The organism is Alteromonas sp. S015 (assembly GCF_036864485.1).
In the GTDB taxonomy this organism is placed as follows: domain Bacteria; phylum Pseudomonadota; class Gammaproteobacteria; order Enterobacterales; family Alteromonadaceae; genus Alteromonas.
In genome coordinates this window covers 297,301-319,419 of the sequence record NZ_JAZETO010000007.1, presented here as the reverse complement: position 1 = coordinate 319,419, position 22,119 = coordinate 297,301, and the positions used below count along the sequence as shown (strand labels likewise).

At 44.7% G+C, this 22,119-nt stretch carries 18 protein-coding genes; 4 read left to right on the top strand and 14 right to left on the bottom strand.

Features of this window, described 5'->3' with window-relative positions:
- Positions 1 to 51: 51 nt before the first annotated feature.
- Positions 52 to 210 carry a hypothetical protein gene (locus V7R42_RS15075; RefSeq protein ID WP_334021061.1) on the top strand — a complete coding sequence of 53 codons (159 nt, stop codon included), beginning with the start codon at positions 52 to 54 and terminating at the stop codon, positions 208 to 210.
- Here the strand turns inward: V7R42_RS15075 and V7R42_RS15070 are convergent.
- Positions 207 to 725, bottom strand: coding sequence for an HAD family hydrolase (locus V7R42_RS15070; RefSeq protein WP_334021060.1), 519 nt, complete (start codon positions 723 to 725; stop codon positions 207 to 209). The genes V7R42_RS15075 and V7R42_RS15070 overlap by 4 nt on opposite strands.
- 281 nt (positions 726 to 1,006) lie before the next feature.
- On the opposite strand from V7R42_RS15070, the gene V7R42_RS15065 reads away from it, so the two are divergent.
- The 3 genes from V7R42_RS15065 (at position 1,007) to V7R42_RS15055 (ending at position 4,756) form a co-directional block, all read left to right on the top strand.
- Positions 1,007 to 1,900 (top strand): DMT family transporter, encoded by an 894-nt coding sequence (locus V7R42_RS15065; protein ID WP_334021059.1) that lies wholly within the window; start codon positions 1,007 to 1,009, stop codon positions 1,898 to 1,900.
- 148 nt (positions 1,901 to 2,048) lie between these two features.
- On the top strand, positions 2,049 to 3,848 hold the full coding sequence (locus tag V7R42_RS15060; RefSeq protein WP_334021058.1) for a GGDEF domain-containing protein: 1,800 nt from the start codon (positions 2,049 to 2,051) through the stop codon (positions 3,846 to 3,848).
- A gap of 236 nt (positions 3,849 to 4,084) precedes the next feature.
- The gene (locus V7R42_RS15055; RefSeq protein ID WP_334021057.1) at positions 4,085 to 4,756 is read left to right on the top strand and encodes a haloacid dehalogenase type II; all 672 of its coding nucleotides are present in this window, start codon (positions 4,085 to 4,087) and stop codon (positions 4,754 to 4,756) included.
- Between the two features lie 121 nt (positions 4,757 to 4,877).
- Here the strand turns inward: V7R42_RS15055 and V7R42_RS15050 are convergent, their stop codons facing one another.
- The 13 genes from V7R42_RS15050 to V7R42_RS14990 all read right to left on the bottom strand — a co-directional run bounded on the left by V7R42_RS15050 (position 4,878) and on the right by V7R42_RS14990 (position 22,071).
- Positions 4,878 to 5,138, bottom strand: coding sequence for a hypothetical protein (locus V7R42_RS15050; protein WP_334021056.1), 261 nt, complete (start codon positions 5,136 to 5,138; stop codon positions 4,878 to 4,880).
- Between the two features lie 431 nt (positions 5,139 to 5,569).
- The gene (locus V7R42_RS15045) at positions 5,570 to 6,616 is read right to left on the bottom strand and encodes a protein-glutamate methylesterase/protein-glutamine glutaminase (RefSeq protein ID WP_334021055.1); all 1,047 of its coding nucleotides are present in this window, start codon (positions 6,614 to 6,616) and stop codon (positions 5,570 to 5,572) included.
- A gap of 2 nt (positions 6,617 to 6,618) precedes the next feature.
- Positions 6,619 to 7,236 carry a chemoreceptor glutamine deamidase CheD gene (gene cheD / locus V7R42_RS15040; protein WP_334021054.1) on the bottom strand — a complete coding sequence of 206 codons (618 nt, stop codon included), beginning with the start codon at positions 7,234 to 7,236 and terminating at the stop codon, positions 6,619 to 6,621.
- Between the two features lie 8 nt (positions 7,237 to 7,244).
- Positions 7,245 to 8,078: a CheR family methyltransferase gene (locus V7R42_RS15035; RefSeq protein ID WP_334021053.1), complete on the bottom strand. Its 834-nt coding sequence runs from the start codon at positions 8,076 to 8,078 to the stop codon at positions 7,245 to 7,247.
- Complete coding sequence (locus V7R42_RS15030) at positions 8,078 to 10,987, bottom strand: methyl-accepting chemotaxis protein (protein WP_334021077.1); 2,910 nt, start codon at positions 10,985 to 10,987, stop codon at positions 8,078 to 8,080. Before V7R42_RS15030 ends, V7R42_RS15035 begins: the two co-directional genes overlap by 1 nt.
- 103 nt (positions 10,988 to 11,090) lie before the next feature.
- Positions 11,091 to 13,397, bottom strand: a complete 2,307-nt coding sequence (locus V7R42_RS15025) for a methyl-accepting chemotaxis protein (RefSeq protein ID WP_334021052.1) — start codon at positions 13,395 to 13,397, stop codon at positions 11,091 to 11,093.
- Between the two features lie 4 nt (positions 13,398 to 13,401).
- Positions 13,402 to 13,905 (bottom strand): chemotaxis protein CheW, encoded by a 504-nt coding sequence (locus tag V7R42_RS15020; RefSeq protein WP_334021051.1) that lies wholly within the window; start codon positions 13,903 to 13,905, stop codon positions 13,402 to 13,404.
- Positions 13,902 to 15,845: a chemotaxis protein CheA gene (locus tag V7R42_RS15015; protein WP_334021050.1), complete on the bottom strand. Its 1,944-nt coding sequence runs from the start codon at positions 15,843 to 15,845 to the stop codon at positions 13,902 to 13,904. Before V7R42_RS15015 ends, V7R42_RS15020 begins: the two co-directional genes overlap by 4 nt.
- Before the next feature lie 38 nt (positions 15,846 to 15,883).
- The gene (locus V7R42_RS15010; protein ID WP_334021049.1) at positions 15,884 to 16,249 is read right to left on the bottom strand and encodes a response regulator; all 366 of its coding nucleotides are present in this window, start codon (positions 16,247 to 16,249) and stop codon (positions 15,884 to 15,886) included.
- Positions 16,250 to 16,315: 66 nt separating this feature from the next.
- Entirely contained in the window at positions 16,316 to 17,527 is a 1,212-nt protein-coding gene (locus tag V7R42_RS15005; RefSeq protein WP_334021048.1) for a methyl-accepting chemotaxis protein, read from the bottom strand.
- Between the two features lie 165 nt (positions 17,528 to 17,692).
- Entirely contained in the window at positions 17,693 to 18,322 is a 630-nt protein-coding gene (gene cheD / locus V7R42_RS15000; protein ID WP_334021047.1) for a chemoreceptor glutamine deamidase CheD, read from the bottom strand.
- Between the two features lie 14 nt (positions 18,323 to 18,336).
- Positions 18,337 to 19,167, bottom strand: coding sequence for a CheR family methyltransferase (locus V7R42_RS14995; RefSeq protein ID WP_334021046.1), 831 nt, complete (start codon positions 19,165 to 19,167; stop codon positions 18,337 to 18,339).
- 3 nt (positions 19,168 to 19,170) lie between these two features.
- Entirely contained in the window at positions 19,171 to 22,071 is a 2,901-nt protein-coding gene (locus V7R42_RS14990; protein ID WP_334021045.1) for a PAS domain S-box protein, read from the bottom strand.
- Between the last annotated feature and the right edge of the window lie 48 nt (positions 22,072 to 22,119).

The following is a 22,119-nucleotide window of genomic DNA, read 5'->3' as shown; positions in this document are numbered from 1 at the left end:
ATCTTTCATTTCTTTATCAGCAACTTAAAACTAATTTAAAAGGAAATAACTATGAGTATCGAACAAAATACAAACATGCAAGAGTTAAGAGCAGAAGATTATACTAAAGTATATGGAGGCGATGGACACTCTTGCTTTATAGAAAAAGATTTAACGATGTTTTTACCGGAAGTTCCAATTCCACCTTCAGGACATAAGGTAGAGATCTAAACCAAAAACCACTTCATCCCAGCATTCTCGGCGGCTTGCTGGTCATAAATAAAGTCGCCTACATACAGGCAGTCTTCCGGTTGAAGCTGCCATGTATTCGCCACCATCAATAACGCGGTTGGGTCGGGCTTGGCTGGGGCATCTTCGCGAGTAAGCACGTAGTCGATGGGAATGCCGTTATTGGCTAGCTTAATTGCGGTGGCTTGGCGGCAGTTGCGGGTAACTATTGCCATGGGTAATTTGTGTGCCTGCACCTTTTCTATCATGGCTTTGCCAATGGGTAACCACTTGGCATTTTGCGCATCGTCTAACTCGTGCTGCAAAATAACGCGGTGGGCGTTGGCTTTAGTTTCGGCGCAGCTAAGGGCATCAACAAAGGTAAGAATGTCTTCGTTTTGTGGGCAGCCTACGTCGGCGCGCATTTGCGTGAAGTTAAGGCTAGACTCTACCAAGGTGCCGTCTAAATCGAATATTACACCCTTAATGCCGGTTAAGTTCATATGCTCTACACTCACGCTTTTCTCGTCCTTTTACTTCACTGTTAGTCTTAAAGTTCGGTTAACGCCCACTTAATTAAGTACAGCGCTGATATTGCTCACTAATCTTACCGCCAACATAATGCCACGAATGCCTTTAGCCTTCTGTTACGTTTGCTTAAGGCTTGAATGTATTTGGTTAAAAACTACTGATGTGATTTAAGTTTACCCCGCCCACACCTTGCATTAGCATAGCCGCTCTTTTTGGCAGGCTACTTATTAGCCCTAGCGTTATTGGGCGAACTTTTAACAGGTAATTTATGGGTGTTCTTGCTGCGCTAGGTACAGCGCTTTGTTGGGCAATTGCTGCGCGTTTATTCCGTGGAACAGGTAACGCGTTTTCGCCGCTTACCATGAACTTTTGGAAGGGGCTTATTTCTATTGCCATTTTGGCAGTGGTTTTAGCAGTGGTACAGCCAACGGGGCTTAGTATTCATGCTATTTTGTGGTTATTGCTTAGCGGGCTCATTGGTATAGGCATTGGCGACACCTGCTTTTTTAAAGCCCTACAAAGCATTGGCGACAGTCAAGCGGTGCTGGTCGCCGAAACCCTTGCGCCTTTATTCACAGCCCTTTTTGCTATGGCTTTTATTGGCGAATGGATTACCTGGCAGCAGTGGGTTGGCGTTGCAGTAGTGCTGTTTTCGGTAGATATGGTAATAAAAGCACGCAAACGCAGCACTACTCATGTATTCGCTACCAGCGGCTATTTGTATGGCGTGGGCGCTGCCTTATGTCAGGCAATTGGTGCGGTTGTTAGCCGCGACATTTTAAGTACCGGTGACATTGACGCAGCCAGCGCGGCGTTTTTGCGCCTTGTAGGCGGTATGGTCTTTGTGGTGCCATTTATAGCCCTAACCAAAACCCGCTATATGCCCGTTATTAACTACCAAAGCGATAGCGGAAAACGGGTATGGTCTGCTTTTATATTAGCTACGCTGCTTGGCACAACTGCCGCTATTTACTTACAAATGTTTGCGTTCGCCTATGCTAAAGCGGCTGTGGTTCAAACCCTTATTGCTACAAGCGCTTTAATGTCGCTAGGGGTTGCGTGGGTACTTGGAGAACGTGCCACCAAGGCAACTATTGCATGGTCTGCCGTTGCCTTAGTTGGAGTGGCTATATTGGTTAGTTTTGGGTCGTCTGCGCATTGAAGATAGGCCAACGCTACTTTTATAAGTGTTACGGTTCAGACACAAAATAAGCACCAGGATACAAAAAAGCCATAAGTTTTACAGGCTTCATGTAGTAGTTATTAACTCAAATCGATATTATAAAGAAAAAACAAAAACATTATTTCTCATGTTTCAAAGGTTATCTTTAACAGTATTTATTTTTCTAAGCGTTGCGCTTACTTCTTTTGCAGCGTTGGCAAACGACAACATCGATGCTGTTATCGAAAAAGTACGCACCCCTTCGTATGATTGTCCTTCTCAGGCCCTGCTGCCTGAACTTGAAAGCACACTCGCGCAAGAATCGCTAACTTCACAACAACGTTTTGCCTTAACCGTAGCCAAAGGGCAATTTTTAATTTGCCGAGGTAAGTACGAAGAAGCTGAAACTATGCTGCTTAAAGCCATTGCACAAAGTGATATTGATAAAAGCACGTATGCGTTTGCGTCAGCTATTTATCAAATTGGCTTTTCTTATGACGCCAGGGAAAATCCAGCACGCTGTGAGTATTATCATCAGGCACAAGCGCTCTCTTCGCCAGAGCACCACAGCGATATTTTTACCAGCTCATCTTTAGGTATTATTAACTACTGTTCAGAAGCCACATCACCTGAAGTTAGATTGGGTAAGATGTTTGGTGTACTTAAGCGTTATTCTGACAATGGTAGCCCTGGCGAGTTAGCTCATATTCACAACGCTATTGGCTTGTTATATGGCGAATTAGAACAACATGCTTTAGCAGCAGAGCAATATCTAAAAGCGCATGAAATGGGCTTACTTGTTTACGAAGGCAGTAACAAGGTGAGTATTCTTATTAGTGCCATTGTGTCGCTGCTAAGTAGCGGCCAAACAGACAGAGCTTATCAAAACATTCTAGAGCTAGGCTCACTTAATAGCGAAATAGACACACCGCTAACCAACTTTTTGTATCAATATGCGCTGTCTATTTACTATAGAAAAACTCAAAACTACAACCGATTAGCCTACACCCTTCCCGATTTTGAAAAAGCGTCTTCTAACATTTCGAGTTCATTAGGTGAACTCCTTGTTAATTGGCACAAAGCTGAGATTTGTTTACATGAAAACGATCTAACGTGTATTGAGCAATATATTTCAGGTATTGAAGCGTTAAACAACGAGACAATACCACAAGTCTTTCATTCAAATTTAGATTACCTTAGTTTTAACGTATCCATGTATTTGGCGTTACAGGATCTTACCAAGGCGAAAGAGGCACACAAGATTTATTCGAAAGAAGTGACTAGGCGACGTGAAGTCACTCAAGACTCGGCCTTAATCATAGGGGCAGCCAACCTATATGCCCGCATTTATGATTTGGAATCTGCTATAGAACAAGCAGAAAACCAGCGAAAAAACACATTGTATACCGCTATTCTCATTTTCTTTCTGCTGAGTGGTATTACTGGCTACGTGCTTCACAGAAGACATCTTGCGCGCAAAGCCATAGATCCCGTTACCCTGCTGCTTAATGCAAATTCGGCCATTGCCCGCATTAATAGGCTTGATACGCCCAAAATAGGCAGAGCCATTGCCATTGCTATATTCGACATTAGCAACCTGCGTGAAATAACTCGGAAGATGGGATCAACAAAAGGTGATTTGGTGTTACGGCAAATTGCACAAACTCTCCAAACCGTTACACGAGGTAATGATATTCTAGGGCGATTTGGTACCGAGCAATTTATTTTATGCCTGCACAACATTGAAGAACGCAGTGCGCGGCAGTTTTTTGACCGCGTGCAGAACGCCTTAGACAACACCTTTGAAAGCGATGCTACTTACAACCATATCGTGGTTGAATCAAAGATGAGTGTATTCATTGCTAGCGAGAAGATTACCGGTCTAAACGACATACTTGATGATATTGCCATGTCGATTGATATGGGTAACCGTACCGACAGCGAATAGCATTTCCATAATATAGAACGCGCAGCCCTTTAACGGCAAACCGTAAAAGGGCTGCACAACCGTGTGTGCACACACTTTATAGCCTTAACCGCGCCTTTTATCCCCCTAACGTTAATTCATCAACATTAGTCGCAATGCGCTTTAGCAAAACCAATTCTGTTGTACCGTAGTATAAGCAACGCACGAACCAAAACGAAACGTACCGTTTACTACCAGCAGAGATAGGATGGTGAATCGTGATGCCTAAGGTTATTTTCTTCGATATTAATGAAACACTACTCGACATGCAGGCCATTAAAAAAGGCTTAGCATCGGTGCTAAATGGCGATGACACCCTGGTAGACTTATGGTTTGCCAACCTTTTACATCATAGCTTGGTGGATGTAACCTCGGGACAGTTTCACGACTTCATTGATATTGGGGCCGCAGCGCTTACTATGGTGGCTCACAGCAAAAAAATAGCACTTGATGACGCCACCGCAAAACACACCATTAAACAATATATTACCCAGCTCCCCCCTCACGACGATGTTATTCCTACATTAAAGGCGCTTCAAGATGCAGGGTTAACCTTGGTTGCACTTTCAAACTCTTCGAAAACAGGATTAGATGCACAGCTTGAGTACGCTAATATTCGGCCGTACTTTTCCCATGTATTAAGTGTAGAAAATGTGCGTACCTATAAACCCCATGCCGCGGTTTATCACTGGGCGTGCCAACAAGCTAACGTAAAGAACGAAGACGCCATGATGGTGGCCGCTCATGGTTGGGATGTAAGTGGTGCTAAAGCAACAGGCATGCAGACTACCTTTGTCGAGCGCTCGGGAAAAATGATGTACCCGTTAGGCCTTGCTCCTGATCACAGCATCGGCTCACTTTCCGAGCTAATTGACGTGATAAATGCTTAGAGTGGTATTGTTTAATTCGGTGTTGACTAGCGCTGTTAACATACATCGTTGTAAAAATAATCGCACACAAACAAAAAAGTCTTACCGAAGTAAGACTTTTTCAAATCGAAAAACAAAACAATTATACTTTTGCAAGCTCTGGCTGGTTTGGTTTAAAACCTTGAGTACTACAAGAATTGCGTTTCGTTTCTAGTGCGCTTAATTGACGCTTAAGCCATGACTTCTGAATACCTGACTTAGCTGTGTCCATTTCAGTGCTTACGCGCGTGATTTCTTTTCCGACGTTCACGCATGCTTTCTTATTCGGTTCAAAGCCACCATTAGCTAAAACAGAAGAAGAAAACATCAAAGCTGATACTGCTATAAGCGTGTGCTGTTTCATAAGAGTCCCCAACTACTCGTTATAATCCCGGGTTAGTGTCATACCGTAAGATTGAGCATATATTTGCTCTCAAATCTGTAAGAAATATAGCAGGGCTTTTATTCTAGTTAGGTACCACAAAACATACGCAGTAATAAAACTCTGTGTACCTTGCTTTTGCTAACGCACATAAACCTTTGTCTTTTATATTATTATGTCGACAATGATTTACCTTGCCATTTTACTTACGTATCGATTTTTATATTCTTACGCACCTAGTAGTGAGCCTATCCTTAGTATCGGCTACAGCAACAGCATTCTGTAGCAGCATTACTCATTATTAAGCGACGCTATTAAAACACCTTAGCGTTTCTGGAACAAGAAAAGTTATAACAATCCTTTTACAGAATTTAGGACGGAAATTGCATTTTGTAAGTATTTACTTACTATGCTTATAAGCGACTACCTGCCGAGAGCTTTTCTACTGTTTGCATTACGCTTCTGCCCATATCGTCTAAGCTTATCACGCGCTTAGCCGCACCTTTTTCTATGGCTACTTTGGGCATACCAAAAACTATGCAGCTAGCTTCGTCCTGACAGAATGTTTCGCAGCCGGCGTTAAACATTTCGTGAAGGCCACTTGCGCCATCACTCCCCATACCAGTCAGTAAAACACCCAATGCATTATTACCAGCACTTTTACATATAGAATTAAATAACACATCCACCGAGGGCTTGTGACCCGATACGCGAGCGCCGTCTGTCAATCTAATCCGGTAATCAGCTCCGCTTCTTTCAATTTCCATATGCTTGTCACCAGGTGCCAAATAGGCTTGTCCAGGAAGCAAGCGCTCTCCACCTTTTGCTTCTTTCACCTGCATTTGGCACACGGCATCTAGCCGTTTAGCGTAGGTAGAGGTAAACCCTGCAGGCATATGCTGTGTGATCACGGTGGCAGGTGCATTCGCTGGAAAGGTACGCAATACCTCCTTAATGGCCTCAGTTCCTCCAGTAGAAGCACCAATTGCGATGATTTTTTCAGTACCAGAGTAATTAACTTTACTCACAGCCGACACTTTTGAAGGCACCGATTTCTTCACTTTAGAGCGTGCAGCCGTGCGTATCTTTTCAACAATCAACTGGTGATAGTCTGCCATGCCTTGTGCCACACCTATCTTAGGCTTTGCAACAAAATCGATGGCTCCTAACTCTAGAGACCTCAAGGTAGCATCAGCGCCTTTTTCCGTTAAGGTGGATATCATGACAACCGGCGTCGGCTTTGCATTCATCAACACTTCTAAAAAGCGTAATCCGTCCACTTTAGGCATTTCAATATCAAGGGTAATGACATCTGGTGACTTCTCTAAAACCAACTTTTTTGCCACGAACGCATCGGGTGCAGCCCCCACTAAGGCCATGTCCGGTTCACTCTTTATAATTTCACTTAAAATTTGCCTGATGAGTGCCGAGTCATCTACCACCAAAACTTTTATCGTCATTGTTAGTCCTCAAAAATATCTACGCTACCAGTAGGTGATCGTCTTGAAAGTTCCCATCTATGCTGACTTTCTCTTTCAATAATAGTGGCGTTGTTAAGTTCATGAATTCGCTTCATAAAGACATTGCCGTTGCCAGGGAAGAAGTAAATTTTTCGTGCATATACGTCACATAAGTCACTGGCCAATATCGGAATGCCCTCCGTTTTCAAAAAGGCAGTTACGAATTCTGCGTTGAATTTCCCAACGTCGTGCTGCACAAAGGAGGGCACCACTTTTCCACCACCGAACACTTTTGCTTTAAGCCGGTTTTTGTTTGCACCGGCTTTCACCAAGTCGTTGATAAGTATTTCCATCGCATGTACCCCATACTTGGCAGCCATACCTTGGACATGTTCAAATTCGACCACTGTTTTGTTAATAGTTGGCAGCATAAAGTGGTTCATACCGCCTATTCCCGTGTCGGGGTCGTAAAGGCATGCTGCAACACAAGATCCCAGCACCGTGACCAGCATTTTATCTTGCGTTGTTACGAAATATTGCCCTGGTAGCAGCTTTACGGCGTCAATCGAAAAGCGTTTATCGTAATAGCTAATAGGTATTTCGAAATTACAAGACTCCACACGTACTCCTAATGAACCGGGCGATATATAGTTTTACCTACCGGTCTCACAAGATTAGTACACATATTGAAGTTTTCAGAATGCCCAGCCATATAAAGTCCTGCCGGTTTTAACATACCCACCATTTTTTGTAGCACTTTTAACTGCGTAGGCTTGTCGAAGTAAATCATCACGTTTCGGCAAAAAATGATATCAAGTGGTCCTTTTACGTCCCAGTTGGCATCAGTAAGATTGAGTTTTTTAAACTGAACCATGTGCCTTAATTCATCCACCACCTTCACTTTTCCCTCGTTGACCCCTTTCCCCTTGTGGAAGAAGTGCTTTTGTCGGTCAGCAGGTATTTTCGCAATAGACGCTAACGGGTAAATACCCGCTTTGGCTTTCTGCAACACTTTGCTATCTATGTCTGATGCAATGATTTTCACAGGTGTTTTGAAGCTGCCAAACGCCTCAGCCACCACCATGGCAATAGAATAAGGCTCTTCTCCGGTAGAGCTTGCTGCACACCAGATAGTCGTCACTTCTGGATGTTGTTTTAAATGCTCTGCCAGTGCAGTGAAGTGGTGTGGCTCGCGAAAAAACGACGTAAGATTGGTCGTCAATGCATTGATAAACTGCTCTAGCTCAGGTGCAGACTTATCAACTACGCCTAGATAATCGTTAAAGCTTGTGAGCTGAAGGGCTCTGATACGCCGAGCCAATCTGCTGTATACCATCGCTTCTTTAGCGTCTGACAACTTTATGCCCGCTTTTTTAAATAGCATGTTTTGCACTTTGTGGAAGTCCGCCTTTTCAAAAGCGAACTCCCGTGTGCTATCGCGCGACGAAAGAACTGTTGTCATTAGAACGACTCCCACTCGGCTTCGTCTGGCATGGCTGGTTTCAGAGCTTGTGCTTGAGGCGCGTTGTTAATCAATGAGGCTACGCGCGGCTGGTTGAAGTCGGAGTGAGAAAGCGCAGCGATGTGCTTTTGCTCCATTGACAAGCCCTTTCCAACCTCAAAGACCGATACTCGCTCATTGAGTTGCGACGACTGTTGCTTCAAGCTGTCCGCGGCAGCCGCTGCCTCTTCTACCAGTGCTGCATTTTGTTGTGTCATTTCGTCCATTTGAATAACCGCTTTGCTCACCTCTTCAATGCCCGCGGCTTGTTCAGCAGACGCAGCGGCAATTTCAGACATAATGTCGTTTACGCGCTTAATGGAAGTTACTACCTCAGCCATGGTGTCACCCGACTTCACTACCAGCTCGTTACCGCTGGCTATTTTATTTACCGAGTCGGAAATCAGTTCTTTGATGTCTTTCGCTGCTTCGGCTGAGCGCTGAGCCAAGTTTCTTACCTCTGAAGCAACTACCGCAAAGCCTCGCCCCTGTTCGCCCGCACGAGCAGCTTCAACGGCGGCGTTTAGGGCAAGAATATTGGTTTGAAAAGCGATGCCGTCTATAACACCAATAATGTCAGAGATCTCTTGTGCCGAGTCGTTGATTTGGGTCATGGTTTTCACCACTTCACCTATAACCTGCCCCCCTTCTGAAGCTATTTGGCTCGCCTGCGCGGCTAAGCCATTAGCTTGCTCGGCATTCTCCGCGTTGAGTTTCACGGTTCCCGTTAGCTCTTCCATACTCGATGCAGTTTCTTCCAGACTAGATGCCTGCTGCTCGGTGCGGCTTGATAAGTCAGCATTGCCCGTTGCAATCTCACCCGATGCCACGTTAATGGTTTCTACTGCTTCGTTAATACTTGTGATGGTGCCGCGCATTTCGTTAATAAACTGATTAATGGCTTCGCCCAATAAAGCAAAGTCGCCATCCAAAGCATGTTCAATGTTGACCGTTAAGTCGCCCTCAGTCAGCTTAGTCATAACATGTTTAATTTCATCAACAGCTTGAGTTCTCCCCGTAATGTCGGTGGCAAACTTAACTACACGGAAAGGCTTACCGTTATGATCTAATATGGGGTTGTACGTGGCCTGAATGGATATTTCTTTACCATTTTTTCCAATTCTGCGGTACTCGCCAGAAGAGTAAGTTCCGCTACGTAGCGCATCCCAAAACGCCGCGTATTCAGGGCTAGCTCGATGAGCAGGGTCGACAAACATGCTATGATGCTTACCTTTGATTTCATCTAAGGTGTAGCCCACCGTCTTTAGAAAGTTTTCGTTGGCATGCTGAATAATGCCATCCATATTGAACTCAATAACGGCCTGAGACTTTCCTATTGCAGCTAACTGCCCTTCAAAGTAAGCGTTTTTAACTTTCTGTTCGGTGATGTTACTGGCGTATTTCACCACTTTAACCACATTGCCACTCATGTCTAAGATAGGATTGTAGGTGGCTTGAATCCATATATCTGAGCCGTCTTTCGCAATACGATGAAACTCTCCTGAGTAAAACTGACCTTCTGCCAGCTTTTTCCAAAACAATTGATATTGTTCAGATTCTCGCTCTTGTTTGGTGACAAAAATGCGGTGGTGTTTGCCTTGAATTTCTTCAATGGAATAGCCCACTGTTGCGAGAAAGTTATCGTTGGCGGTTACAATGTTACCGTTAGGGTCAAACTCAATGACTGCTTGCGATTTGCTTATTGCGTCGATCTGCCCTGTGTTAAACGCATTTTGCAGTTTTTGCTCAGTAACATCAGAAGCATATTTCACCACTTTAAGTGGCTGACCGAACTCGTCAAAAATAGGGTTGTAAGACGCCTGGATCCAAAGCTCACTGCCATCCTTTTTTACTCTTTTAAATTCACCTGACTTGAATTCGCCTTTTTTCAAATCTCGCCAGAATGCCGCATACTCGGGGCTCATTTTGTAGTTGGGTTCAACAAACATACTATGATGCTGACCTTTGATTTCGTTCAGCTGATAACCGGTTGTCGCGCAGAAGTTTTCGTTGGCATTTTGAATAACGCCTTCTAGGTCGAACTCAATAACAGCAAGGGACTTGTCGATAGCGTTAATTTGGCCTTCGTAGTCGGCATTTTTACGTTTTTGTTCCGTCACATCGGTAGCAAATTTTACTACCCGAACAATATTCCCGAGCTTGTCATAGATAGGATTGTAAGAGGCTTGGATCCATACTTTATCGCCGTTTTTCGCTACGCGGCAATATTCACCGCTGCTGTGCTCACCGTTTCGCAGCGATTCCCAGAATGATTTATATTCTTCAGACACGCCGTAGTCTGGCAGTACAAAAAGGCGATGGTGCTTACCAACAATGTCTTCTTTCGAATAGCCTGTCACTTTCAAAAAGTTCTCATTGGCGTCTTCTACTATCCCGTCCGGCGTAAAGGAAATAATGGCTTGGCAACGGTCTAATCCAGCCAATAAGCCTGTTTTATATTGCAGCTCCTGATCGTTAAGCCATTCCACCATGGTGCCAAGCTTGTCGCCTTCAACACTTTTAATGGTAGATAACTTAAGGGTAAAGAGTAAGTCGCCCACTGGCAGCAAAAAGGTGTCGCTGCTATCACAGCTTTTATAACGCAAATTCAGGTCGCTGTTGTTGGCGAAAAACGCGGCCATAGTAGAGCCCGTCAGGCCTTGAAAATTAACGCCAGGTAAGGCACGCTCGAACTGCGTTTGATGCTCATTGGCTAATGCATAAAATGCTTTGTTGGCGAAGGTGATCGTTCCTTCTGCATCGACCAACATCAAACATGCCGTACTTTCGCTTAGCGCTTGCTCTTGAAAGCGTGAAAGACTTTGTGCCGCTACTAACTCTTCATTATGAAATATATTAAATACGCCCATTATTCCATCCACCTGATTTGCGACGCTCTGTTCTAAAAGCGTCAAACTAAATGCCGTGTAGTAAAAAAGGCGAATTCCTTTTCAAGAATTCGCCTTCGCTTTTTTAGAACGACTCCCAATCGTCACTGCTTGGTACTTTTGGAGCCAGTTTCTTTTGCGTTTTAATTGCTGTAACCGGTGCAACGTGTTTACTCTTGTTAACTGGCGCAGCCTTTATGAATTTTTCTTCACTGACCGTCGCTTTGTCACCTATGTTAAATGCTGAAACGCGTTCAGATAAACTTCCCGCTTGCTGCTGCAAACTTTCTGCGGCAGCCGCAGCCTCTTCCACCAGCGCTGCATTTTGTTGCGTCATTTCATCCATTTGCACAACGGCTTTACTTACCTCTTCAATTCCCGAAGCTTGTTCAGAACTCGCCGCTGCAATTTCCGACATAATATCGTTCACTCGCTTAATGGAAGTCACCACTTCTTTCATAGTGTCGCCTGACTGATTGACGAGTTTGTTACCGCCATCGATCTTGCTTACCGAGTCAGATATAAGCTCTTTGATTTCTTTTGCTGCTTCGGCAGAACGCTGAGCCAGGCTTCGTACCTCTGACGCAACTACCGCAAAGCCACGGCCCTGCTCACCAGCTCGTGCGGCTTCTACGGCAGCGTTTAATGCGAGAATGTTAGTTTGGAATGCGATACCGTCGATCACGCCGATGATGTCTGAAATTTCCTGCGCAGACTCGTTGATAGACGACATGGTGTCGACTACCTGACGGATTAGCTCACCGCCCCGTGACGCAATTTCACAGCTTTGCGATGCTAAACTGTTAGCTTGCTCCGCGTTTTCGGCGTTGAGCTTGACCGTACCGGTGAGCTCTTCCATGCTAGACGCCGTTTCTTCAAGACTAGATGCCTGCTGTTCAGTACGACTTGATAGGTCTGAGTTCCCTGTGGCAATTTCAGACGAGGCCGTATTAATGGTCTCTACTGCTTGGTAAATTGACCCAATAGTGCCTGACATTTCACTAACGAATTGGTTTATAGCATCGCCTAATATTTGAAATTCACCCTCGAACTGTTCATCAAGCTCTGCGGTTAGATCGCCGCCAGATAAGCGAGTCATCACATCACTGATTGAACCAATAATGCGGCGCATGTCATCAATAAAGCGGTTTATTGACGTGCCTAGCTCTTTAAACTCGCCATCAAACTCATGCTCAATACGGCAATCTAAATTACCTTGCACCAATTGACTCATGGCTGTTTTAATATCGCTAATGGCTTGTTTTCTACCCGTGATATCTATGGCATATTTCACCACACGGTGAGGTCTACCGTTTTGGTCCAAAATAGGGTTATAAGATGCCTGAATCCATACCTCTTTCCCACCTTTGCCCACACGCTTGAACTCATCAGTGAACTGCACTCCTTGGCGCAACTGCTCCCAAAACTGGCTATACTCCACACTGCGCTTATATTCATCGTCAACAAACATGCTGTGATGTTTGCCTTTAATTTCATCCAGACTATAGCCAACGGTTTTGATGAAATTTTCATTGGCGTTGAGAATTTTTCCATCTAGGTCAAATTCAATGACGGCCTGCGCTTTATTAATTGCGTCAATTTGCCCTTCAAAATACGCGTTACGCAACTTAGTGGCGGTAATGTCAGTGGCAAATTTAACGACCCGAATTACCTTACCTTCGCCGTCAAAGACTGGGTTGTAGGTAGCTTGGATCCAAATCTCTTTCCCCATTTTGTCGAATCGACAAAACTCGCCATTCTGTGGCTTGCCGTCTTTAAGGTCACGCCAAAACTGAGCATACTCTTCTGAGCGAATGTATTGTGCGTCACAGAACATTTTGTGATGGTTACCAACAATTTCAGTGAGGCTGTAACCAAGGGCATTTAGAAAGTTGTCGTTCGCGTTTTGGATAACACCATCGGCATTAAACTCGATAACCGCTTGCGCATCGTTCAATACATTTAGCATGGTGCTTTTAATCAGCAATTCAGACTGATCAACCCATTCAACCATGGTGCCTATATTCTTATTCTCTTGGTCGAAAAACGGCGTAAGGGTGAGTTTGAAGTTCAAGTCGCCAATGCTAATCGTGGAGGTCATAGTAGATTTCAATTCAGCGAGAATATTGCGCTGATGCGAAGGATTACGATGAAACTGGTCGATATTTTGACCTTCCAAGTTGTCAGCAGAAAAACTCGGGAGTACAGCCTGAAGTTTCTTCTCGTTTTCTTTAAGCAGCGACTTTACAGACTGATTAGCATAGATAATATTTCTGTCAGCATCGGCCATCATGATGCAACACGTCGTGGCATCAAGTGCCTGTTTGTTTCTTAATGCTTGGTTTACGTCCGTTGCTTTTGTGAAGTCTTCCAACCACGTCATAATTCCCATTTTCTTAGCCCTCACCAACTTGTGTTTTTGTTTCTACTAAACCCAATTCGTTACTGGTAATTAGGCTCTCAATATTCACTAGAATTACCATGTGCTCATCGACGTCCGCCAGCCCATGAAGGTATTTGCTATCGAACGCCACACCAAACTCTGGTGGCGGTAGCATGTCTTCTTCCGAAAGGCGGATGACGTCAGATACGCCGTCTACCACAATGCCAACGATCCGCTCGTGAACGTTAAGCATGATAACGATAGTAAAATCGTTATAAGTGGCTTCGCCCACATTGAACTTAATGCGCAAGTCCACAATAGGCACAATGTCGCCACGAAGGTTTATCACGCCTTTAATGAAGCTTGGCGCATTGGCAATTTTGGTTACTTGCTCATAGCCGCGAATTTCTTTCACCGTGGTGATGTCTAGGGCGTAATGCTCCTCGCCTAGTACAAAACTAAGGAACTCATTTTCTTTCGACGCACTCACGGCTTGCTGTAAGGCTGCTTCGCTCATAGTGAAACCTCTTCATTTGGAATATTGGTACAATTTGCCGCTACCGAGTCGGCATCCAAAATCATGGCAACCTTGCCATCCCCCATGATGGTGGCGCCGGCAATCCCTGCTACTTTTTTGTAATGTTGCTCTAAGCTCTTAATGACGACTTGCTGCTGACCTACCAAAGAATCAACCAGTACGCCGTAGCGTTTCTTACTGCTTTCCAGAAGCACCACTATGCCTTTGGTTGGTTCAATAATGCCTTCGTCTACCTGCATAAGTTGGGTAAGTGACACCAGCGGCCAGTACTGGTCTCTAATCCACAGTACTTTGTCATTGCCAAGGGTTTTCACTTGAGATTTTGTGGGTTGAAATGATTCGATTACGTTTAGTAACGGGATAACAAAAATCTGGTCGCCAACCGATACACACATGCCATCTACGATGGCGAGCGTGAGTGGCAGGTGGATATAAAACGCTGAGCCCTCGCCCTGCGACGATTCAATTTCAATACGCCCGCCAATTGATTCAATGTTTCTACGAACCACATCCATGCCTACGCCTCTTCCTGACACATCGGTCACTTCCGCGGCAGTTGAAAAGCCCGCTTGAAATATGAGCTGCCAAATTTCACTGTCTGGCATATCGGGCGTAACGGTCAATCCGTTTTGATTGGCTTTCTCTAAAATACGTGCTTTATTCAAGCCCGCTCCATCATCAATAATGCCGATGATAATGCTGCTACCTTTCTGCTCTGCGCTTAAAATAACCGTACCGTTTTCGGCTTTGCCTGCCTCAAGGCGTTTTTCCGGACTCTCTATTCCGTGGTCAATACTGTTTCTAACTAAGTGAGTGAGCGGGTCGACTAGTTTTTCGATAAGGCTCTTGTCAATTTCAGTGTTGCCACCTTGAATGACTAAGTCGACTTTTTTGCCTAGTTTCGATGAAAGATCGCGCACAACGCGAGGGAAACGATTAAACGTCATATTCACCGGCAGCATGCGCATGGACATTACCGATTCTTGAATTTCACGGGTATTGCGTTGTAGCTCATCAATGGCAAGCTGTAAGCGCTCTCCCACCTGCCCTTCAACTTCTTGTCCAACATTGGAAAGCATGGACTGCGTAATCACGAGCTCACCAACCAGATTAACCATCGCATCGATTTTGGTGGTATCTACGCGAATTGACGCGGCTTCTTTAGCAGCAACTTTTGGCTTAGTTTTTACTGGTTTAACAATAGGTTGCTTGGGAGTAGTTGATTGGGTAGCTTGTGTTTTAACAGGAAGGTTTTCTGGTTCGAAGAAGCCAAAGCCTATATCATCTTTGTTAGGTTCGTTGTTCGCTTCAACTTGGGCCTCAGTTGATATCGCTTCATCATCAAAGAGTCCGAAGCCTTCGATTTCATCTGCGTTATTAGGGTTTTGAGGAATGTCTGACGTGGTTTCGTGAGCTTCAGTTTCGTCTTCATCAAAGAACCCAAAACCTTCAATCTCATTGTCTGAAGTAGCTTCACTTTGAGCGGTTTGGTCACATGCTTCTTGCGCGTTTTGTGGCATTTTTCCTGACGCGCTAGCTAGGGTATCTTCAAGGACTTTTATGCTTGCATCAATTTGTTCTTGGGGAAGGTCTGTTTGTTCTTTATACGCCGATAAAGTGTCTTTCAGTACATCAAGGGTTTGCAGAAATATATCGACGATATCTGACGTAACCTGGATTTCCTGGTTTCGGGCCTTGTCGAGCAGATTTTCCATGACGTGCGTTAAATTCATTAGCGCATCAAACCCAAAAATTCCGCTGCCGCCTTTTATGGAGTGCGCCGCTCTAAAAATACTATTCAACTCTTCGGGGTCGGGTGCATCCACATCCAACGTCATGAGCAACTGCTCCATGTCTTGGAGGTGCTCGTCACTCTCGTCAAAAAACACACCATGAAACTGGTTTACATCAATGGTCATGATTGGCTCCCATTCGCCCTATTTAAACCAACGCTCAATTAGCCTAAAACTCGCTTCATCACATCTAATAGCTTGTTAGGATCAAAGGGTTTCACCATCCAACCAGTGGCACCGGCCGCTTTGCCTTTTGCTTTCATGTCATCGCCCGCTTCTGTGGTAAGCATGACAATTGGCGTCGACCTGAAATTTGCGAGTCCTCTGAGCGATTTAACTAGCGTTAGTCCGTCCATACGAGGCATGTTTTGATCGGTAAGTACAAAATCGAAGCGAGCACTTTGACATTTATCGAGCGCGTCTTGACCATCTTGTGCCGTTGTCACACTATAGTTCGCTGACTTGAGAGTCATTTCTACCATTTGGCGGATGGACACAGAGTCGTCCACAATCAGTATGCTTTTGCTCATAACTCAATCACCTATAAAAATGTCAGGGTTAATCACACATTGTTATGTGAATATTTATTCTTAGTGTTAAAAAAGTTCTACGTCGCCCGCGTCCATTGACGTCGATGAAACAGGGTTGTGGTCTGCTTGTCCTTTTTCTGTCAGCGACATTTGATAATTAGCTAGATTTTCTTTCACCTTCGCCACGGTATTAGGGCTTAGTTCCGAAAGCTGTAACCCAATGAAGTCTATTATTTCTCGGGTATAGGTAAGGTTTTGCCCGTTTATATCGCCAAACTGTAGGCCGCGAATAGCTGCCGCAGTTGCGTCGGCAAGCTGCTGACGAATGGCTTCAAGCTCACTAGCACCTTGTATGTCTGCTTCAGCTTTTCTGATAATGCCCTTCAGTTGCGCGCTAATCGCATCTTTCGCATTGACTACATGGGAAATATCCTGAGAGGCAACCACCTCTGCAGTTTCGGTTAGCTTATCGATTAGCGATTTGATGTTTTCTATTTGAGTCTTAATGACATCGCTGAACTGTGTGGAACGTGTAGATAGCGCTCGAACCTCATCGGCAACCACCGCAAAACCACGCCCAGCTTCACCTGCACGCGCTGCTTCAATGGCGGCATTTAGCGCCAAAAGATTAGTCTGTGAAGAAATATCATCAATACCACTTAATGCCTCGATAACAGTAGGCATGGCTTGTTGAATGGTTTGAACTTGATGTTCCAACGCCCTTGTTGACTCGGTCATTTGAGTTGTCGAAGCGATAAATTGCGTTAGCGTAATATCAGTATCAGAAGCAAATGTACGCATTTTATCGGCATAGGCACAGTGGCTGCTGTCGTCATCTGTGAGCAGGTTGTTGATGCTTACCTCTTGCTGGCCGAGAAGTGTTTGAAGGGAAATAAAAGAGTCGCTTAATGTGGCAACTGCGTCATTTTGTGTTGAAAATATATCAGCAAGATTTGATGAAGTGACCCTTAAAATGCTATTTGCTTCAGATACAGCAACGTTCATTGATTCGTTTGGTGATGCACCTGTGTTTATGTATGAAGGATCATGTATTGACGGGTTTGTGCTATCAACAGCAGAGAATTGATTTTCATTTGTCACTTTAAGCAGAGCAAAAAGTAGCAATAAGACGCAAGCAGAGCTGACAGCGAGATCGAGGTGCGCTATTGAAGTGAACGCCAGACTCCAACTCGTCAGCATCATAAGAAACGCAATAATGAACACATTGCTCTTATTAGAGAAAAAGCTATCCAAATAATTTGCTGCAATAGCGACCACAACTTCACCTCAATTGTTACTCCCGCGTTAACGGATGTATAAAACACAATCAAAGTATGGTCGAGTTTCCAGCGCCAACAATTATACTTTTGAATATTTTTGTTAACTTATTACATTGGCGACATTTGTGACATGACGATGTCATCAAGGTACAGGGCAGAGTCATCAACGACGAGGACTTCTCTCTACATGTGACGGTTCAGAAAAGGAAATGACGCCCGCTTTAGCTTGTTCAGAAAGTAGAACCCGATGGGTAGATTCACGCTCGTAAAGCGTGGTGTTGTTAAACTCGCGGATTCGCTTCATATAAACACTGCCGTCAGCCGGAAAGTAGTATATTTTTCGTGCATAAGTAGACATTAAGTCACTACTAACTAGCGGTATATTTGCGTTATCCAAATAATCCAAAACAAATTCAGCATTTACTCGCCCAATGTCTTGTTGCACAAACCCGGGAAGCACCTTTCCCCCTCCGAATGCTTTAGCCATTAGCTTGTTTCGCCGTGCGCCAAGATGAACAAGCTGATCGATTAACATGTTCATGGCATGTATACCGTATTTTGTAGCTAAGCAAGCGTCGAGGTTGGTGGTTAAGTTTAGTTCGGGCAACATAAAGTGATTCATACCGCCAATCTTCTTTTCTTGGTCAAAAATGCACGCTGCTACGCACGAACCAAGTATAGTCACTAAGGCTTTGTCTGAGGCGGTAGCATAATACTGACCCGGTAGAAGTTTTATGGCTTCTTTTTGAAGGCGGTTATCGAAATATCGAATGGGATTAGCGCCCAGAATCATACTGCAAATTCCTTTTAGTTGACTGGTCGATATATGGTTTTCCCCATGGGGGCGACCAGTTCAGGATACATTGTGAAGTTTTCAGAATGTCCGGCTACATACATACCGTCACTGCACAACAAGTTCACCATGCGCGCTAGAATTTTACGCTGAGTGGGTCGGTCGAAGTAAATCATGACGTTGCGGCAAAAAATAACATCTAGTGGTGCATCTACACACCAGTTTGGCGACGTTAAATTTAGAAGGTCAAACTGCACCATTTTTCTCAGTTCATCTACAACCTTTACTTTTCCTGTTTGCGCACCTTTCCCCTTGTAAAAAAACTGCGTTTTGTGATCGTTAGAAAGCTGACTGATACTGCTTAGGGCGTACACACCCTCGCGGCCCTTCTGCAATACTTTACTGTCGATATCTGTGGCGATTATTTGCACATTGGGTGTAAAGGAGCCAAACACCGACGCCACTGTCATAGCAATACTGTAAGGCTCTTCGCCAGTACTGCTCGCTGCACACCAAATGCGCTTGGTTTGAGGTCGCTTTACCAGGTAATTGGCAAGTGCGTCAAAGTGATGAGGCTCTCTGAAAAATGCTGTGAGGTTGGTGGTAAGCGCATTTATGAAATGTTCCATTTCATCTTTACAACTGCCCACATATGCCAAGTACTCTGTAAAGCTGTGTATCTCTAGCACACGTAGCCGCCTAGCAAGACGGCTGTATACCATCGCATCTTTAGAATCGGCCAGATTAATTCCGGCATGTTTAACTAGCAGACTTTTAACCCGCTCAAAGTCACTTCTGCTGTATGAAAACTCCCTGTGTGCATCCGTGCTTTGTAGAGCGGTCATACACTAAAATGCCTCCCAGTCCGACGCGTCCGGTGCCGCTGGGTTCAGCGCTTTCATTCGTTGCTTAGGTACTTCACGCTCTTTAGGCAGTGCTTTGCTACCTTGTTGCGACGGTGGTTCAGGTGTCTGAGTAGACTTACGACCACTTCCTACTTTAAACACCGACACGCGTTGCGCCAATTCACCCGATTGCTGTCTCATGCTGTCAGCGGCCGCTGCCGCCTGTTCTACTAACGCAGCATTTTGCTGCGTCATTTCGTCCATTTGAACTACCGCATTGCTCACTTCCTGTATACCGGTGGCTTGCTCGGCTGAAGCCGCTGCAATTTCAGACATAATGTCGTTAACGCGTTTAATTGCCGTGACAATATTAGCCATAGTTTCGCCAGATTTATTCACCAATTCATTGCCATCGCCAATCTTATCGACCGATGCAGAAATTAGCGCCTTAATGTCTTTCGCCGCCTCTGCAGAGCGCTGCGCTAGCGTTCTCACCTCAGAGGCTACAACAGCAAACCCGCGGCCTTGTTCGCCCGCTCTAGCGGCTTCAACAGCAGCGTTTAGCGCGAGAATGTTAGTTTGGAAAGCAATGCCATCAATAACGCCGATAATGTCAGAAATACGCTGAGCCGAGTCGTTAATTTCGCCCATGGTGTGTACTACTTGCTCTATAACCTTTCCGCCTTCCGATGCTACTTCCGATGCTTGGCTTGCCAACCCCTTGGCTTGATCAGCATTCTCTGCATTTAACTTCACCGTCCCCGTTAACTCTTCCATTGCAGAGGCTGTTTCTTCTAAGCTAGACGCTTGCTGTTCAGTTCGGCTGGAAAGATCAGCGTTGCCTGTGGCAATTTCGTTTGAAGCAGTATCAATGGTTTCCACAGCGGTGTGAATTTTTACTATGGTGTCGCGCAGTTCACCGATAAAATGATTAATAGATTCGCCAAGTACCTTGAAGTCGCCTTCTAGTGGCTCATCTATGGATGTCAGTAAATCGCCGTCTGTTAGGCTGGCCATTATAGACTTGATACTTTCTACTGCTAACGTTCTTCCTGTCACGTCAGTAGCGTATTTTACTACCCTAAACGGCGTGCCGTTTTGATCTAAAATAGGATTGTACGACGCTTGGATATAAACGGGTTTTCCTGATTTATTGAAACGTTTATATTCTCCACTCGCATAAACGCCTTGGCGCAGCTGTTCCCAGAATGCTGCGTATTCTGGGCTGTTTTTGAAAGCAGGGTCTACAAAAATACTGTGATGCTTACCTTTCACTTCATCTAGGGTGTACCCCATCGCCGCTAGGAAATTACTGTTCGCGTTTAAGACGACGCCTTCAAGGTCAAATTCGATGACAGCCTGAGACTTACTAATAGCGTTCAACTGGCCTTCAAAATAGGCGTTTTTCAATTTGTCTTCGGTGATATTGGTAGCGTATTTGACTACCCTGAACGGTTTGCCATTCATGTCTTCTATAGGATTGTAAGAAGCTTGGATCCAAACGGCTTTCCCTGCTTTGCTTATACGCTTAAATTCTCCAGAGAAAAATTTCCCTGCTTTCAGCTCAGACCAAAACCGCTGGTACGATTCTGACTGTCTGGTTTCTTCATCCACAAATAGTTGGTGGTGTTTACCTTTTATTTCATCTAGTCGGTAACCCATAGTGTTCAGGAAGTTGTTATTAGCGGTAATGATAGTGCCATCTACATCAAACTCGATCACCGCCTGTGATTTACCAATCGCGTTAATTTGTCCTTCGAAATAAGCATTTCTTAACTTGTCTTGCGTTACATCGGTGGCAAATTTAACGACTTTAAATGGCTTACCTGTGCTGTTGAATATGGGATTGTACGACGCGCGAATCCATATTTCCTTTCCGCCTTTCGCAATGCGCTTATATTCACCCTTGCGGTGTTCTCCGGCTTTTAAGCTTTGCCAAAAGGCCGCGTATTCAGCACTTAATTTATAGCTTGGGTCAACAAACATACCGTGATGCTGCCCTTTAATTTCAGACAGGCTATAGCCCATTGCAGCGAGGAAGTTTTCGTTGGCGTTAAGAATATTCCCTTCTAGATCAAACTCAATAACGGCCTGTGATTTATTAATGGCCGTAATCTGCCCTTCGTAGTCCGCATTTTTTTGTTTTTGCGCTGTAATATCAGAGGCAAACTTGATGATGTAATCTACGTCACCGTTGTCATCAAATACTGGATTGTAGGTCGCTTGGATCCACACCTCTTCGCCTTGCTTATTTATTCTGCAAAACTCACCGCTGTGTACGTCGCCGCTTAGTAGCTTTTTCCAAAATTGCTGATACTCTTCGCTTTGAGCGTAATCACTGTCGACAAAAATGCGATGGTGCTTTCCCACCACCTCACTTTCGCTATAGCCCATTGCGGATAAAAAGTTATCGTTGGCCGACAAGACTTCACCATCTGTCGTAAACGATATCACCGCCTGGCTTCGCATAATGGCGTCGACCATACCTTTATTGCGTTTATTTTCAGTGTTGTCCTGCCACTCGGTGACATAAAGCTGAGTGCCATTCTCGTCTATCGTTATTGTAGATGCACTTACACAAAAGCCGTGCTCAGCAAGAGAAACGAGGTGCTTATCGCCGGAAGTATGGGTAAGTAAATAGGACAGGTTTTCTGAAGAGCTTGCCCCATTTGCAATGTCGTCTATGTGCTTTCCTGATAGTGAAGACTCGCCATCGTTGACAGTAAAGTCCTTAGGGTAGGCCTTTGTCATTCGCAGGAATGCGGGAGTGTGGAAGTGAATAACCCCCGACTTGTCGATAACCAACAAGCTAGAGGCACTGGCCTTTAAAATACTCGACTTCAATAGCGCCTCGTTTTTCGCTATTTTTAACTCTTCGCCGTTCAGAAAATTAAATACGCCCATAACTAATATTTCCCAATGTCAGGTGTTTCCGTTTAGTGAAGGACCTTG